Here is a 16,476-nt window from a genome sequence, read left to right as displayed (position 1 = left end):
GTACTGTGCGTTCGGAAATATAGTGCGTTCGGAAAATGCAGTGCATTCGGAAATGCAGCCCCGGTGGTACTCGAAGGCGTTCCGGATAAAGCTGCCCGGGGTGGCTGGATACATCGGCCGCGCTGGAACCGGGTGTAACGAATTCATCCGCGTTATTATCCAGATAATACGGGAAAAAGTCGATTTATAATCGCTCGCCTTACCAGGTGCAAGCGACTTCGCGGCTAGCGATGTGAAAGCCGATTCATGGATGCTAGTAATAGCCTTGGCATGGCGTGCGATCCGCGCCGGCGGTTATGCTCGATTATCTCCAGCCGCATGGCGGCACGTTACCACCTTGCTGCGGGCACTTGAGATTAATCAAGGATGTACCGCATTCGCATTGGCGGCATATTATTTAACCGCGGGGAAATTATCTGTTCTGCTCAGCATTATTAATCAGGCACTGATTTGGCGGCTATCCCCATGTTTATTCGTGTGCGGGAATACCGGCATACCGGGCAGGCCCGCGGAGCTCGCCGGTAATCATGAAATGGCATGGTTTGACATGAGCCACGCACCGGCATGCGGCCGGTGCGTGTCAGGGTGCCGGGCTTATTCCGGCTGTTCCAGCACATACCCCTTGGCCTGCAGCTCGGCCAGGTAACTCTGCTTGCCCAGGATGAACCGGAGCGGCAGCACGGCGAACGTGCTCTTGTTGGCGCCCAGCGCCTTTTCCGCGGCGCCGATCCAGGTGGCCCGCATCTTGCCGTCGATGTCGCCGAGGCCCCGTTCCTGCATCACCTTGCTGTTCTGCACCGCGTTCAGGCAGGCCGCTTCCTGCTCCGAGAAATCGAGGCCGCGGATCGCATCGATATCGCCTTTCGACCATGCGTTGGCGCGGGCGCGCAGCGCATCGAGGTCGGTTTCAAAGCGGTCGACCGTTTTCGTGAAGCAGGCCACGTCTTCCAGCGGGGTCTTCTTGAATTCGCGGATCGCCTTGACCGGGCTGTCCAGCTCCATCTTCACCGTGGCCCACGTGACTTTCACCTTGTTCTGCTCGGCGATCTGGACCATCTTCTTCGTCAGGTCCATCTGCTTCGACAGCCCGGCGGCGGACATGGCCTTCTCCGACAGCTCGCCGGCGGCGAACAGCGGGCGCTTGCGCTCGAAATCGTCGTCGTCCTTCAGGTATTTCTTGCGCAAGGCAAGCCAGCGCAGGTGCGTTTCCGGGGGCACCAGGTCGCCCAGCACCTTGCCGTCCGGGTTATCCTCCATGCCGATCATGAATGGCAGGACGGTCAGGCTGCGGAACCAGCCCATGCCCAGGTTGGCGCTCGGCGCGGTGATCAGTTCCTGCGATTGCGCGATGAGCTTTTCCACCTGCTGCGAGCGCCATTCCATGTTCTTCGGCAGCGGGGCATAGGTGCCGAACACCCACATCACGTGATCGTCCTTCGACACTTTCCACAAGCCCGGGCCGGGTTTCTGGCCGACGACGAGGATCTGTTCCGGCGGCGCCTCGGGCGCGGCGGCAGTGCCCGCGACAGGCTCGGTGGCGGGCTGCGGCGGCTCGGTCTGCGCCCAGGCGGATGCGGTCAGCAGGGAAAGGCACAGTACGGGAACGACAGCGGAAACGGCACGACGGGACATGGAGGACTCCTTGGACTTGTTATAGGCACCCGGGCGCTTTCATCGCGATGCGAAAGCTGGCCCATCGTATTGCAATTTCACAAAGGAATCCAGCGTGGCAAAATGCCTGCACACACAAGGAGACCGAAGGAGACCGAATGACGAATCGCCGCACCGCCCTGCTGTCCGCCCCCCTGTCCTTCCTGCTGGCCGCCGGCGCCGCCGCCCAGAGCTACGAATCCCCCGGCATCGAACACAACATGCCCGTCTTCGCTCCCGCGCTGAAGGCGAAGATGACGTATCCGATGGCATGGTCGCCGGCCGTGAAGGACCTGAAAGCGTGGCGCGAGAAGGGCCGTGCCAAAGTGTGGGAAGCCACGCTGCAGCAGCCCGACCGCACGCCGTTCAAGGCCGAAGTCATCGCCGAGGAAGATCGCGGCAGCTACGTGGCGCGGCAGGTGGTGTTCAACCTGACCGGCATGAGCCGCGTGCGCGCGCTGCTGCTGGTGCCGAAGTCCGCCGGCAGGCATCCGGCGACGCTGATGCTGCACGATCACGGCGGCAAGTTCGACATCGGCAAGGAAAAGATGATCGAGCCTTTCGGTACGGTGAACGCGGCCGATGGGGCGAAACATGCTTCCGCCAAGGCTTGGGCCGACAAGCACTTTTCCGGCCGCTGGCCGGGCGATGCGCTGGCCGCCCGCGGCTACGTGGTGCTGTGCACGGATGCCGTGGGCTGGGGCGACCGCGGCCCGCTGACGGGCGAACAGCAGCAGGCGCTGGCCTCGAACTTCTTCAACCTGGGCAGCTCGATGTCCGGCAACATGGCGCTGGAAGATGTCCGTGCGGCCGAGTTCCTGGCGTCGCTGCCGGAAGTGGACACGAAGCGCGTGGCGGCGCTGGGCTTCTCGATGGGCGCGTTCCGTGCGTGGCAGGTGGGCGCGCTGTCGGACGCGGTCACCGCCGTCATCGCCTCGAACTGGATGGCCACCACGGAAGGCTTGATGGTCCCCGGCAGCAACCAGCTGCGCGGCTCGTCCGCCTTCCAGATGATGCATCCGGGGCTGCTGCGCTACCTCGATCATCCGGACGTGGCCAGCCTTGCCGCACCGAAGCCCACGCTGTTCTTCGCCGGCGAAACGGACAAGCTGTTCCCCGTGGCCGCGGTGCGCGCGGCGTACGCGAAGATGGGCAAGGTGTGGCAGGCCTACGGCGCGGCGGACAAGTTCGAGGCGGTCGTGCGGCCGGGCGGCCACGAATTCCCGAAGGAGGCGCAGGACTACGCGTACGACTGGCTGGACCGGCAGTTCGGCAAACGGTGAAGCGGCCGGGCGCGCCGGATCACTGGCGCAGCAGCTCGAGGATCATCCTCGGCGCCGAGTTGGCCTGGGCCAGCATGGCGAAGCCGGCCTGCTGCAGGATCTGGGCGCGCGTGAGCTTCGAGGCTTCGGCGGCATAGTCGGTATCCATGATGCGCGAGCGCGCCGCGGCCAGGTTTTCCGAGGCCATCATCGCATTGCCGTAGGCGTACGTGAAGCGGTTCTGCATCGCGCCCAGGCTGGCGCGCTGCTTGTTGAGGAACTCCAGCTTGCCGTCGATGTACTGCAGCGCCGCGGTGGCGCCGGCATGGCTGCCCATGTCGATGTCGGCATCTTCGGTGGTGAGCATGGCGCCGATCGAGAAATCGATGGTGTCGCCGGCGCGGTCGCTGGCCTGCACCGCGCCGGCGAACGAGCCATCGAGCAGCGCGATACCGTTGAAGCGTGTCTCGGCCACGATGCGCCGGTTTTCCAGCACCAGCTGGCTGGCTTCGATCTGGATCGCCTGGCGGTCGCTGGCGTTGTTGGTGTCGTTGGCCGCCTGCACGGCCAGTTCGCGGATGCGCTGGTAATTGTTGCCCAGCTCGCCGATCGCCCCCTCGGCCGTCTGCGCCACCGAGATCCCGTCGTTCAGGTTGCGGCCAGCCTGGGAGAGGCCGCGCAGCTGCGCCGACATGCGCTGCGCGATCGCCAGACCCGCCGGATCATCCTTCGCCGAATTGATGCGCAAGCCACTGGACAGGCGCTGCAGCGACGTCGCGATGTCGGCCGACGAGCGCGCCAGTGCCCGCTGGACGAACAGCGAATTCACATTGGTGTTCAAGATCATTGCCATGCCGGCACCATTGCCTTATGAGGAATAGAAATTTCCTCTACTCATCAATTACGGCATGGAAATTCAAAACTCCATCACCAATTGTCACACAGCATCAAATTTAATTGCCGAGCCTGTGTCGTGGGTCGGATTGCAGAAGTTGCAAATGTCAGGGGGGCATTGCAGGGGTTTCAAAGAGCACCGCTCTTTGCCTGCAATGCGGTGATGCCTTGCAAGGCATCACTCCTCCCAGGCACGCTGACACGGGCTCGACTGGGGTGCTATTGCAGAGGCTGTGTCAGGGTGTCAGGCACCCTGACACGGGCTCGACAGCGGTGGAAGCTGAGTGGGAGGTGGAAGCGACAGTGCCCAGGCGATGGCTGGCTTCGCGCAGGTAGCGGGTGGCGCCGGGTTCGCCGTTGCGTTCGGCGAGCTGGAACCACTGCAGGGCCTGGGCCATGTCGGCGGGGGTGCCCTGGCCGGCGAAATACATCAGGCCCACGTTCAGCTGGGCGCGGGCGTGGCCCTGCAGTGCTGCCTGGCGGTACCAGTCGAAGGCGAGGGCAAAGTCGCGTGGCACGCCCAGGCCATTGTCGTAGCGGAGCGCGAGCGTGAACTGCGCCAGCGTATGGCCCTGGCCGGCCGCCTTGGCATACCAGGCGTTCGCCCGCATCACATCCGGCGCGGGGCTGTCGTCGCGGTCGTGCAGCACGCCGAGGTTGTACTGGGCGGCGGCGTAGTCCTGCTCCGCCGCGCGGCCGTACCAGTGCATCGCTTCGGCCAGGTCGCGCGGCACGCCCTGCCCCGTTTCATAGCGCAGGCCCAGGTCGAACTGGGCGCGGACGTGGCCCTGGCCGGCCGCCTTGCGGTACCAGTCGATCGCCGCGCCGGCATCGCGGGGCACGCCGTTGCCCGATTCATGTAGCTGGCCCAGGTGGTACTGCGCCGCCGGAAAGCCCTGGCCGGCCGCCTTGCCGTACCAGTGCGCCGCTTCGGCCGGGTCGCGCGGTACGCCCTGCCCCAGCTCGTAGCGCTGGCCCAGGTTGTCCTGCGCGGCGGCATGGCCCAAGGCGGCGGCGCGCCGGTACCATTCGAGCGCCTGCCGCTCGTCGCGCGGCACGCCCAGGCCGTTGTCGTGGATCAGGGCCAGGTTGAACTGCGAGCTGGCATGGCCCTGTTCCGCCGCCGCACGGTACCAGCGCACGGCTTCGGCGCTGTCCTGCCCGACGCCGTCGCCCTTCTCGTGGCGCAGTGCCAGGTTGAACTGCGCCGCCGCGTGGCCCTGCTCGGCCGCCTTGCGGTACCAGCCGATGGCCGCTTCCACGTCGCGCGCGACGCCCTGGCCGTTCTCGTAGCGCTGCCCCAGGTTGAACTGGGCGCGCGCATAGCCCTGCCCGGCGGCCTTGCGGTACCAGGCGATCGCCTGCGCGTAATCCTGCGGCACGCCCTTGCCCGTGTCGTACATCATGCCGAGGTTGTTCTGGGCGCCGGCATCGCCCTGCTCGGCGGCCTTGCCGAACCAGTGGCGCGCTGCATCGGTATCCTGGTCGATGCCGTGGCCCTTGGCGTACAGCCAGCCGAGGTTGTACTGCGCGGCGGGATACCCCTGTTCGGCGGCCAGGCGGTACCAGCGTGCCGCTTCGGCCAGGTCGATGTCGACACCCTGGCCTTTCTGGTACATCACGCCCAGGTTGTATTGCGCCTGCTCGAGCCCCCCGTTGGCGGCCTGGCGGTACCACGCCAGCGCCATCTCGTAGCTTTGCGGTACGCCATCGCCATTGAAGTAGCGGAAGCCCAGCGCGTGCTGGGCATGCGCGACGCCGTCTTCCGCCAGCGCCCGGATATGCGCGAGATCCCCCATGCGCGGTCAGTCCTGCAACGCGAGCGGCAGCGGTTCGTGTTCCGGCAAGCCTTGCCGTTGTTTCAGCACGCCGATGAAGCCCGCCAGCGATACCGGCCGGTAGTACAGGTAGCCCTGCATCGTGGTGCAGCCGTTGGCCTGCAGGTAGCGCGCCTGCGCCGCCGTTTCCACGCCTTCGGCCACCAGGTGCAGCCCGAGCCCGCGGGCGATCGAGATGATCGCCAGGATCACCGGATAATGGCCATCCTCGTCGTGGATCTCCTTGACGAAGCTCTGGTCGACCTTGATCGTGTGGATCGGGAAGCGGTGCAGGTAAGCCAGCGACGAATAGCCGGTGCCGAAATCGTCGATCGCCACCGACACGCCCAGCTGGCACAGTTTGTTGAGCTGCTCGATCGCATACTGCGGATTGCGGATGCAGATGTTCTCGGTGATCTCCACCTCGATCTGGGCCGGCGATATGCCGTTGCGCGCCAGCGTGCCGCGCATCTTCTCGAAGAAGTCGCCCCGGTCCAGGTATTGCGGCGACAGGTTCAGCGACAGGCGCAGGCTGTCGCCGCCGGCCGCGTTCCAGGCCAGCAGGTCGCGGCACAGGGCGCCCAGCATCCAGTCCGACAGCGGCAGCATCAGGCCGTTTTCCTCGGCGAACGGCAGGAACTCGCCGGCCGACAGCAGGCCGCGCTCCGGGTGGTTCCACCGCATCAGGCCTTCGGCGCCGACGATGCGGCCGGTGGTCAGGTCCACCTGCGGCTGGTAATACATTTCCAGCTCGCCGTTCTCCAGCGCGCGGCGCAGCGCCTGCTCCAGCGCGATCTTCTGGTGCGACATGTCCAGCATCGACGGGTGGTAGAAGCTGTGGCCATTCTTGCCCAGCGCCTTGACCTGGTACATGGCGATGTCGGCATGGCGCAGCAGCTCGTCGATCGTCTCGCCATCGGCCGGGTAGACCGCGATGCCGATCGATGCCGAGATGTGCACCACGTGACCATCGAGGTCGAACGGCTGCTGCAGCGCATCGATGAACTTCTCGGCGACGCTCTTGGCGTCGTCACGGTCGCGCAGCTCGGGCAGGACGATGGTGAATTCGTCGCCGCCCTGGCGCGCCAGCGTGTCCCCGCGGCGCAGGCAGCCCTTCAGGCGGCTCGCGGCCTGCTGCAGCAGCTCGTCGCCCTTCACGTGGCCCAGCGTATCGTTGACCAGCTTGAAGCGGTCCAGGTCGATGAACATCACGGCCAGTTCCGTCATCTTGCGCTTGGCCTGGATCACGGCCAGGCCCAGGCGGTCCTTGAACAGCATGCGGTTCGGCAGGTCCGTCAAAATATCGTGGTAGGCCTGGTAGGAGATCATCTCCTCGGCGCGCTTGCGGTCCGTGATGTCGCGCGCCACGCCGTAGGTGCCGAAGAATTCGCGGCGCCGCTCGCCACGGGGCGTATTCTCGGGCACATGCATGCCGATCGCGTTCAGCGAGATCGTCATCAGCGTGTTGTTGAAGGTGCGCTCGCCGTTGGCCGCGCCGTGCGCGGTATTGCACTTGAGCCGCAGCTCCACGTTGCGCGACGCGCGCTCGTCCACGCGGCGCTCGTTGAACACGTAGCGCGCGCGGTCCAGGTCCTCGTCGTGCACCACGAAGGAATAATGGCGGCCGATCAGTTCCTCTCGCGTGAAGCCCAGCAGCTGGTAGGCGCGGTCGTTGACGAACGTGAAGCGGCCTTCGTGGTCGAGCGTATAGATGATGTCCGGCGAACTGTCCACCAGGTAGCGGTACATCTTCTCGGACGTTTCCAGCCGCTGCGCGATGCGCTGGTTGTCGCCGGCCAGGCGGCGCTTCTGCAGCGCATTGTCCACCGTCTTCAGCAATTCCTCGCGGCTGTACGGCTTGCGCAGGTAATCGTAGGCGCCCCGCTTGAGCGCGCCGATCGCGGCGTCGATGCCCACTTCGCCGCTCATCACGATCACGTCGCAGTCGTAGTCGCGCGCGTTGATCACGTCCATGATCTCGTGCCCGCCGATGTCGGGCAGGCGCAGGTCGAGCAGCACCAGGTCGAAGCGCATGGCATCGAGGTGCACCAGCGCCTCGCTGCCGCTGGCGGCGGTGACCAGGTGGAAGTCGCGGTCGCGCAGCAGCTCGTACAACGAGGACAGCAGGCGCGGCTCGTCGTCGACGAGCAGCAGGCGGGGCAGGCAGGTGGCGGCGCCACCCCGGCCCGGGTCGTCGTTCACGTTCATTCTTGCCTTGCGTCCGTAGTGGCGTCCGTTGTGCCGGCGGGCAGCGCCGCCAGCGTGGGTTTGCTGCCGCGCGCCGGCAGCAGGATTTCAAAGCTGGTGCCCGCCGCGCCACTGCGGCAGGCGATCAGCCCGTTCAGTTTCTGCACCAGGCCATGCACGATCGACAGGCCCAGGCCGTGATGGCGGCCTTCCTTGGCGCTCTTCACTTCCGAGAACAGGTTGGCCAGTACCTCCGGCGCCAGGCCCGGCCCGGTGTCGGCCACCACCAGCTCCACGTACAGCCTGCGCTCGCGCACCACGTGCCCGCGGTTGGCGATCTCGATCCGCCCGCCGTCCGGCATGGCCTCGACGGCGTTCTTCACGAGGTTGACGAGGATCTGCTTGAGCAGGTTGGCATCGCCATCGATCTCGTTCGGGTCTTCCTGCATGCGCACCATCACCTGCACGGCGGCGGGGATGAAGCCGGTGGCGCGGAAGACGCGCAGCACGTCGTCCACCACGCGCGCAATATCGACTGGTACAGCGGGCGCGGAGACAGAGGCAGGACCGGGAGCGGCGACCAGGCCGTCCGCGGCGGGCGGCGCCACCTCGGTGAGGCCATTGATCAATTGGCCCACGCGGTCGATCTCCTCGTTGAGCACCGACATTTCCGCCACCACCGGTTCCCGGCGGGCCAGCTTGTCGTCGAGCACGGACAGGTAGTTCTTGATGATCGACAGCGGGTTGTTCACCTCGTGCACCACGCGGCGCGACGCTTCGCGGTATTCCTGCGCCACGTGCGCGATGCGGCGCTGCGCCTCGCCCTGCTCCGCGCCGGCCGCATCCAGCGCCGCCGCGGCCTGGCCGCCGAACGCCAGCAGGAAGCGCTCGCGCTTCTGCAGCACGGGCAGCTGCCAGCTGGCCACGCCGCCGAGCAGCACGCCGGTGCAATGCTGGCCGGCGACGAGCGGCACGCATACCATCGCCTCGGTGCCGAGGATGCGCAACAACTGTTCTTCGGCGATGCCGAGCGGCCGCGCGCCGGGTGCCAGCAGCGCGACCTGGCGTGCCGCGGCGGCTCCGGCGATCGCGCCGCCGCGGCCCAGCGGAATCGAAAAGCCGGCCAGGCGCCCCTGCTGCTCGCCGGCGGGCACGCCCACCAGCGACTGCCCGGCGGGGTCCTGCATCAGCACGATGGTGGCGCCCAGGTCGAACAGGATGCGTGCCGAGCGCGTGACGGCTCCCAGCAAAGCCGTTTCATCCGGCTGGCGCGCGAACGCCTGGCCCATTTCGGAGACCAGCATCATGTTGCGCATCTCTTCCTGCAGGCGTGCCTGGACCGGGTCCACCAGCGCCACCGGCAGCACGGCGGGCGGCGCCGGCACGTCGTCGGCACCCGCCAGGTCGATGCCGAGGCAGTCGGCCGCCTTCTGCACCTGGCGCGCGGCCCCCTGCACGATCGCGTCGAGCTCGCGCGCGTCGATGCCGCAATAGCCGGCCATGGTGGCGATCGCGCCGCCGGCTTCCGGGTGGTGCACCAGCAGGTGGGCCAGCCGCACGATGCGGATCAGCGCATGCGCCGGCTCCAGCCGCTCGATCGGCTCATGGTGATACAGCACGCTGTCGGCCAGGAAGGAATCCAGGTTCCAGCGCTCGATCAGCCAGGCGCCCGCCTCGGCATGCGTGATCTGCAGCGTGCGCTGTTCGACGGCGCACAGGTCGGCGTCGTCGCGCGCCATGAAGTTCACGCCGTATTCGCGCGGCGCGGCGGCCAGCAGCGCCAGCCGGCCCACGTTGTGCAGCAGGCCCGCCAGGTAGGCTTCTTCCAGTTGCGGATAGCCGGTGGCCCGGGCGATGTCCCGCGCCACCACGGCGGCGCCCAGCGCATGCTTCCAGAAGCCGCGCAGGTCGGCGCTGCCGGAATGGGGAAAGCTGTTGAAGGTCTGGAACACGGATTCGCTGATCACGAGCGTCTTGATCATGTCCGTGCCGAGCGAAACGAGGGCTTGCTCCAGGCCGGGGGCGCGGCTGGCGCGATGATAGGCGGAGCTGTTCGCGACGGCCAGGACCTTGCCCGTCATCCCGGCATCCTTGGCGATCAGCGCGGCCAGCTCCGGCATGCCGGCGTGGTCCGACTGCAGCATCTCGATCAGCTTGATCAAGATCTGCGGCATGGCCGGCAACCGCGCGAGCAGCAGGCGATTGCGAATGTCGTGGTCTGGTGGGTGCATCGTGGTACTGCCGCAGTGAACGTCTTCCCGGAAAGGCGGTCCTGCCCGGAAACGGCACGCCACCTGTAGCTTTACGATGTCGACAATTGTGTTGACAAATATTTACTATATGCAATAACAGTTTATCGTAGCATAGTTTGCTACTGACTTGCATGAAAACAACTTCTAAACGACCGTGCGGTTCCTTTGATGTTGCTACGTGGCATCAACGACCAGCGAGCGCCGGACCACGCGTGCCACCAGCCACAAACCCAGTGCCGATGACGTGAACGCCAGCTGCCCGATGGCCAGCCACAGCACCGAACCGGCCAGTGCTGGCGCTACCACGCCTGCCACGATGGCACCGGCCAGCGTGGTTTCAAAGGACTGGCAGGACGCCACGGTGCCGCGGATATGGGGGAACAGGTCCAGCGCCATCAGCGTGGCGGCCGGCCCCACCACCGACATGCCGAAGGTGTAGAAGAACAGCGGCAGCACGCTCCACGGCACCGATGGCGGCATGAACACGTGGTACAGCACGTTGACGCTGGCGGCCGTGATGAGGAAGGCGAAACCGATGGCAATCTGGCGCTCGAAGGTGATCTTGCCGGCCAGCCGGTTGGCGAACAGCGCGCCGGTGAAGATGCCGGACACGGAAGGAATGAACAGCCAGCCGAACTGGTCCGGCCCCAGGTGCAGCTGCTTCGGCAGGAATTCCGGGGCGGCCGTGATGAACACGAACAGCCCGGCGAAGTTCAGCGCCACGATCAGCGACTTCAGGTGGAACAGCGGCGAGCCGAGGATCTGCCGGTAGCTGCCCCACAGGAAGCGCGGATTGAACGGCTGGCGCTTGTGCAGCGGCAGCGTTTCCGGCAGCCGCCGCCAGCACACGATGAACAGCCCGACCGAGAACACGGTGAGCACGAGGAAGATGGCGCGCCAGTCGAACCACTTGACGATGTAGCCGCCCATGATGGGCGCCAGCGCGGGGGCGATGGCGAAGATCATCGTGACCAGCGACAGCAGCCGGGCCGCCTCGGCATCGTGGTACAGGTCGCGGATGATGGCGCGGCCGACAACGACACCGGCGCCGGCCGAGATCCCCTGCAGGATGCGGAAGAACCACAGGTACTGGACACTATGGACGGCGGCGCAGCCGACCGTGCCGATCGCGAACAGGATCAGCGACACGAGGATCACGTTGCGGCGGCCGAACGCATCGGACAGCGCGCCGTGCCACAGCACCATGCCGGCGAACGCCAGCATGTAGGCCGTCAGGCTTTGCTGCACTTCGATCGGCGTGGCGCCCAGCGACTGGCCGATCTCGGGGAACGCGGGCAGGTAGGCGTCGATGCAGAACGGGCCCAGCATCGACAGCGCCGCCAGCACGATCGCCAGCCCGGCATGGCTCAGCGGGCGGGTGTGCGGCTTCTTGCGTGGCGGGACGGGCGGGACCGGGTCGGGTGGGAGATCGGCGGGGGTGTCTGGGAGCATGTAGGTCGTTGTCGTGTTCTCGAATGCGCACCGGCACCACCGCCGGTCGGCGTCATTCCTTGCTTGTCGGTTGTTCGGGTGCCGCCGCCTTTTCCTGCGTTGCGGCATTCGCCGGAATCGCTTCCTCGCGCCGGTTGAAGCCGGCCACCATGTCGAAGCGGAACAGCCGGCATTCCAGGGCGCCGTTGAAGAATGGCGTCTTGCGCGATTCCTTCAGGCGCAGCAGCTTCGGCAGGTTCAGGTCGGCCGTGAACAGGTAGGCCGTCCAGCCGGCGAAGCGCTGCTTCAGCGTCTTCGACAGGTCGGCGTAGAACGACTTGGCCAGGTCGTCTTCGGGCATCGTGCTGTCGCCGCGCACGCCGATCCGCTCGCCGTATGGAGGATTCGTCAGCAGGATGCCGGGGCCGGTCTTCTCGATCGACACCGGCGGCTGCACCTGCTGCGCCTCGATCTGCTTCAGCGGCACCTCGAACAGGATACCGGCGCTCTTCAGATTATGGCGCGTCATTGCCACCATGTCGCCGGAGATGTCGGAACCGAAGATGGTCGGTTCGGCGGGCAGCGGGTTCGGCTTGATGGCGGCCTTCATGTCCCGCCACGGGGCCGGGTCGAAGTCGTGGAACTTCTCGAACGCGAAGCTGCGGCGCGCGCCGGGCGGCACGCCCTGCACCATCTGCGCCGCTTCGCACAGGATCGTGCCGGAGCCGCACATGGGGTCGAACAGCGGCATGCCCGGCTTCCAGCCGGAGACGCGCAGCAGGCCGGCGGCCAGGTTCTCGCGCAGCGGGGCGTCGCCCGTCTCGGTGCGCCAGCCGCGCTTGAACAGCGCTTCGCCGGAGGTGTCGAGGTAGATGGTGAACTGGCGCTGGTCGAGGAAACCGGCGATGCGCATGTCCGGCTCGCGCGTGTTGACCGACGGGCGCTTGTTGTACATGTCGCGGAAGCGGTCGCACACGGCATCCTTGATCTTCAGCGTGATGAACTCGATGCTCTTCAGCGGCGACTTGATCGCCGTGACATCGACACGGATCGTGTGCTCCACGCCGAACCACTCTTCCCATGGCTGCGCGAGCACCAGGTCGTAGATGTCGTTCTCGTTCTGGTAATGGCACACGCCCATGCGCATCAGCACGCGGGAGGCGATGCGCGAGTGCAGGTTGACGCGGTAGGCGTCATACAGGTCGCCCGAGCAGTGGACGCCGCCGGGCACCTGGTTGTGCACCTTCAGCGTGGGGCTTTTCGTGGTTTGCGCGATCTCGAGGAGTTCCTCGGCCAGCGCCGCTTCCATGCCGCGCGGGCATGGGCAGAAATATGAAGTGGTCATCGGTGTACCTTTGTCCGTTGGAAAAACTATTACTTTGCGCCAGCGAGTTGCGGACGCCTGACTTGCCCCAAAGGCAGAACCTGGGGTCAGACCCGTCGGGTCTGACCCCGGCAGTTGCCGTTGGGTGAAAATGAATACCGGTCCGCCTCTCAGAACGGCTTCACGACCACCAGGATCACGATCGCCACGAGCAGCAGCACGGGCACTTCGTTGAACCAGCGGTAGAACACGTGGCCGCGCGTGTTCACGCCGCGCTCGAACTTTTTCAGCAGCGAGCCGCAGGCGTGGTGGTAGCCCAGCACGAGCACCACGAAGGTCAGCTTGGCGTGCAGCCAGCCGGGCAGCTTCATGCCGTCCGGCGACCGGTATTGCATCCAGGTGAGCACCAGCCCGAACACGAGCGCGGCGACCGCCAGCATCGTCATGAACCGGAACAGCTTGCGGGCCATCAGCAGCAGGCGTTCGGTCGTCGGGCCCGGGGTTTCCTGCGCCAGGTTGACGAAGATGCGGGGCAGGTAGAACAGGCCGGCGAACCAGGACGTGATGAAGATGATGTGCAGTGCCTTGATCCAGAGCATGGGGTTCCTTTGAGATGAGGGGACAGGCCCCTGCGGGGACAGTCCCCTTTTCCGAGATTTACTTGCGTACTTCGCCGTGGCCGAACACCACGTACTTCAGCGACGTCAGCCCCTCCAGCCCGACCGGGCCGCGCGCATGCAGCTTGTCGTTCGAGATGCCGATCTCGGCGCCCAGGCCGTACTCGAAGCCGTCGGCGAAGCGGGTCGATGCGTTGACCATCACCGATGCGGAATCGACTTCGCGCAGGAAGCGCATCGCGGCGCTGTAGTCCTCGGTGACGATCGCCTCGGTGTGCTTCGACGACCAGGTATTGATGTGGTCCATCGCCGCATCGATACCGTCGACGACACGTACCGCCAGGATCGGTGCCAGGTATTCCGTCGCCCAATCCTGTTCGGTCGCATGCGCCAGGTGCGGGTACTGCACAGCCGACAGTATCGCGAACGCTTCGTCGTCGGCGCGCAGTTCGACCTGCTCCGCCAGGTACCGCTTCGCCAGCTCCGGCAGCACGGCAGGCGCGATGGTGCGCTCGACCAGCAGCGTTTCCATCGTGTTGCAGGTGCCGTAGCGGTGGCACTTGGCGTTGAAGCCGATGTCCAGCGCCTTCCGCAGGTCGGCCCTGGCGTCGATGTACACATGGCAGATGCCGTCCAGGTGCTTGATCATCGGCACGGTGGCTTCTTCCATCAGCCGGGCGATCAGGCCCTTGCCGCCGCGCGGCACGATCACGTCCACGTATTGCGGCATGGTGATCAGCGCGCCCACGGCGGCACGGTCGGTGGTATCCACCACCTGCACGCCGTCTTCCGGCAGGCCGGCATCGATCAGGCCCTGCTTGACGATCTTCGCCAGTGCGCGGTTGCAATGGATCGCTTCCGAGCCGCCACGCAGGATGGTGGCATTGCCGCTCTTGATGCACAGGCCCGCCGCATCCACCGTCACGTTCGGCCGGGCTTCGTAGATGATGCCGATGACGCCCAGCGGCACGCGCATCTGGCCCACCTGGATGCCGGTCGGGCGCGTCTTCATGTTCGAGATCTCGCCCACCGGATCCGGCAGCGCGACGATCTGGCGCAAGCCCTCGACCATCGTGCCGATCGCCTTGTCCGACAGGGTCAGGCGGTCGACCATCGCCGCGGCGAGGCCGTTGGCGCGGGCCGCTTCCAGGTCCAGCGCATTGGCGGCGCGCAGTGCTTCGGCTTCGCGCTCGATCGCATCGGCGATCAGCGACAGCGCCTTGTTGCGGGTGGCGCTGTCGGCGCGCGCCATCGCGCGCGAGGCGGCGCGGGCACGCTGGCCCAGCGCTTCCATGTACTGTTTCACTTCCGTGCTCATGTTGTTTATCCTCGTGCTACCTTCAGCGCCAGCTGCAGCATGGCATCCCACTGGTCACCGGCATACGCCTTGGCGCGCAAGCCCTTGACCATCCTGTCGACCTGGGCAGCCTGCCGCAGCGCATCTTCCAGCGTTGCCAGCGAAACGCGGCGCAGGGCCGGTTCCATCATCCGCTCGCGCGGTCCCCAGATACGGTATTCCTTCAGCAGCGCCGCCAGCGGCCGGCCCTGCGCCATCCCTGCCTTCAATTTTAGCAGCGTGCGGATCTCTTCCGAGACGGCCCACAGCACCAGCGGCAGCGCCTCGCCCTCGCCCTTCAAGCCTTCCAGCATGCGCGCCAGCCGGGCCGGATCGCCCAGCAGCATCGCCTCGGACAGCTTGAACACGTCGTAGCGCGCCACGTTCAGCACGGCGTCGTGCACCTGCTCGTACGTCAATTTCCCGGGCTCGTGCAGCAAGCCCAGTTTCTGGATCTCCTGGTGCGCCGCCAGCAGGTTGCCCTCGACGCGGTCGGCGATGAAATCCAGGCTTTGCCGGTCCGCGCTCTGCCCCTGCATGGACAGCCGCAGCGAAATCCAGTTCGGCAGCTGGGCGCGCTCGATGTTCGGGATCTCGATGTACACCGCGGCCGACTGCAGGGCCGATACCCAGGCCGCCTTCGCGGTCTGCCAGTCCAGCTTGGGCAGCGTGATCAGCGTGAGGTTGTCCGGCGACAGGTTCTTCACGTAAGCCTGCAGCGCCGCGCCGCCATCCTTGCCCGGCTTGCCGGTGGGGATGCGCAGCTCGATCAGCTTCTTGTCGCCGAACAGCGAGAGTTCCTGGTTGGCGGCCAGCAGCTCGCCCCACTTGAAGCTGCGTTCCACCGTGAGCACGTCGCGCTCGGTGAACCCTTGCGCGCGCGCGGTGCGGCGGATCTTGTCGGCCGCTTCCAGCGCCAGCAGGTGCTCGTCGCTGGTGATCACGTACAGCGGCGCCAGGGACTTGGCCAGGTGGCCATCCAGCGCGTCAGCCCGCAGTTGCATGCTATTCCTGGCGGGTCGGCAGTGCCGGCTCGGTTGCCTTCTCCGCCGGCGCGGAGGCCGGCTGCACCGTGGTCGGCGTGCCGGCCGGCGCGGCCACCGAACCCGGCGACACCACGCCCGGCAGCGTCAGCGGGCTGACGGTGCTGGTCGGCGTGGCATCGGGACGCGACGGCTTGATGGCCGCCATCCGGCGCATCATCTGCTGCACCAGGTCCTTCTGCATGTCGCGGTACAGCTGGGCTTCTTCCTGCTCTTTCGCCAGCAGCTGCGTTTCGCTGAACGTGATCGGGCGGGTCAGCGTGATCTGCGTGGGGCCCAGCAGCTCGCGGCCGGTCCGGTCCTTCACGCGGAACAGGATGTTATAGGCCAGCAGGTATTCGCTGACGCGCCCGGCGCTGTTCAGCGACAGGATCGACTTGCTGCGCGTTTTTTCCGGGTCGGTGATGACCTCGATCGTCGCATCGGCCGACTGCGGGTCGCTGGCGACAGTGGTGTTGCCGTTGACGCGGATATTGCGCTTCAGGTCGATGGCCAGCGGCGACGACTCCGGCAGGCCCACGTACATCGACGTGAACGGCAGCGTGTAGTTGCCGCCCGAGCCGCGCAGGTGGAAGCCGCAGCCGGTCAGCGCCAGGCTTGAGCTGGCCAGCGCGGCGACCAGCACCGTGTTCCGGATGATTCCCTTCAGAGTCGTCATATGCC

At 66.2% G+C, this 16,476-nt stretch carries 12 protein-coding genes; 1 reads left to right on the top strand and 11 read right to left on the bottom strand.

Annotated elements, in window-relative coordinates; genetic code table 11:
- Positions 1–594 precede the first annotated feature (594 nt).
- The gene (locus EYF70_RS00500) at positions 595–1,632 is read right to left on the bottom strand and encodes a TraB/GumN family protein (RefSeq protein ID WP_131143640.1); all 1,038 of its coding nucleotides are present in this window, start codon (positions 1,630–1,632) and stop codon (positions 595–597) included.
- Positions 1,633–1,769: 137 nt separating this feature from the next.
- Here EYF70_RS00500 and EYF70_RS00495 point away from each other — a divergent pair, with 137 nt between their 5' ends.
- Complete coding sequence (locus EYF70_RS00495) at positions 1,770–2,933, top strand: dienelactone hydrolase family protein (RefSeq protein WP_131143639.1); 1,164 nt, start codon at positions 1,770–1,772, stop codon at positions 2,931–2,933.
- Between the two features lie 19 nt (positions 2,934–2,952).
- Here EYF70_RS00495 and EYF70_RS00490 read toward each other — a convergent pair whose 3' ends face one another.
- From EYF70_RS00490 to EYF70_RS00445, 10 genes are all read right to left on the bottom strand, one after another.
- Positions 2,953–3,765 (bottom strand): flagellin N-terminal helical domain-containing protein, encoded by an 813-nt coding sequence (locus EYF70_RS00490; RefSeq protein WP_131143638.1) that lies wholly within the window; start codon positions 3,763–3,765, stop codon positions 2,953–2,955.
- Positions 3,766–4,042: 277 nt separating this feature from the next.
- Positions 4,043–5,605: a tetratricopeptide repeat protein gene (locus EYF70_RS00485; protein WP_131143637.1), complete on the bottom strand. Its 1,563-nt coding sequence runs from the start codon at positions 5,603–5,605 to the stop codon at positions 4,043–4,045.
- 6 nt (positions 5,606–5,611) lie between these two features.
- Positions 5,612–7,825 carry a putative bifunctional diguanylate cyclase/phosphodiesterase gene (locus tag EYF70_RS00480; protein WP_229420645.1) on the bottom strand — a complete coding sequence of 738 codons (2,214 nt, stop codon included), beginning with the start codon at positions 7,823–7,825 and terminating at the stop codon, positions 5,612–5,614.
- Between the two features lie 2 nt (positions 7,826–7,827).
- The gene (locus EYF70_RS00475) at positions 7,828–10,041 is read right to left on the bottom strand and encodes an HDOD domain-containing protein (protein ID WP_229420644.1); all 2,214 of its coding nucleotides are present in this window, start codon (positions 10,039–10,041) and stop codon (positions 7,828–7,830) included.
- A 195-nt stretch (positions 10,042–10,236) separates the two neighbouring features.
- A complete protein-coding gene (locus EYF70_RS00470) occupies positions 10,237–11,514 on the bottom strand; it encodes a multidrug effflux MFS transporter (RefSeq protein ID WP_131143635.1) in 1,278 nt (425 codons plus the stop codon).
- 52 nt (positions 11,515–11,566) lie between these two features.
- Complete coding sequence (locus EYF70_RS00465) at positions 11,567–12,802, bottom strand: THUMP domain-containing class I SAM-dependent RNA methyltransferase (protein WP_131148810.1); 1,236 nt, start codon at positions 12,800–12,802, stop codon at positions 11,567–11,569.
- 185 nt (positions 12,803–12,987) lie between these two features.
- The gene (locus EYF70_RS00460) at positions 12,988–13,416 is read right to left on the bottom strand and encodes a CopD family protein (protein ID WP_131143634.1); all 429 of its coding nucleotides are present in this window, start codon (positions 13,414–13,416) and stop codon (positions 12,988–12,990) included.
- A 58-nt stretch (positions 13,417–13,474) separates the two neighbouring features.
- Entirely contained in the window at positions 13,475–14,752 is a 1,278-nt protein-coding gene (locus EYF70_RS00455; protein WP_131143633.1) for a glutamate-5-semialdehyde dehydrogenase, read from the bottom strand.
- A gap of 5 nt (positions 14,753–14,757) precedes the next feature.
- On the bottom strand, positions 14,758–15,774 hold the full coding sequence (gene holA / locus EYF70_RS00450) for a DNA polymerase III subunit delta (RefSeq protein WP_131143632.1): 1,017 nt from the start codon (positions 15,772–15,774) through the stop codon (positions 14,758–14,760).
- A 1-nt stretch (position 15,775) separates the two neighbouring features.
- Positions 15,776–16,471, bottom strand: coding sequence for an LPS-assembly lipoprotein LptE (locus EYF70_RS00445; protein WP_131143631.1), 696 nt, complete (start codon positions 16,469–16,471; stop codon positions 15,776–15,778).
- Positions 16,472–16,476 lie beyond the last annotated feature (5 nt).

Source organism: Pseudoduganella albidiflava, from assembly GCF_004322755.1.
Classification (GTDB): domain Bacteria; phylum Pseudomonadota; class Gammaproteobacteria; order Burkholderiales; family Burkholderiaceae_D; genus Rugamonas; species Rugamonas albidiflava.
This window is presented reverse-complemented; position numbering and strand designations above follow the sequence as displayed.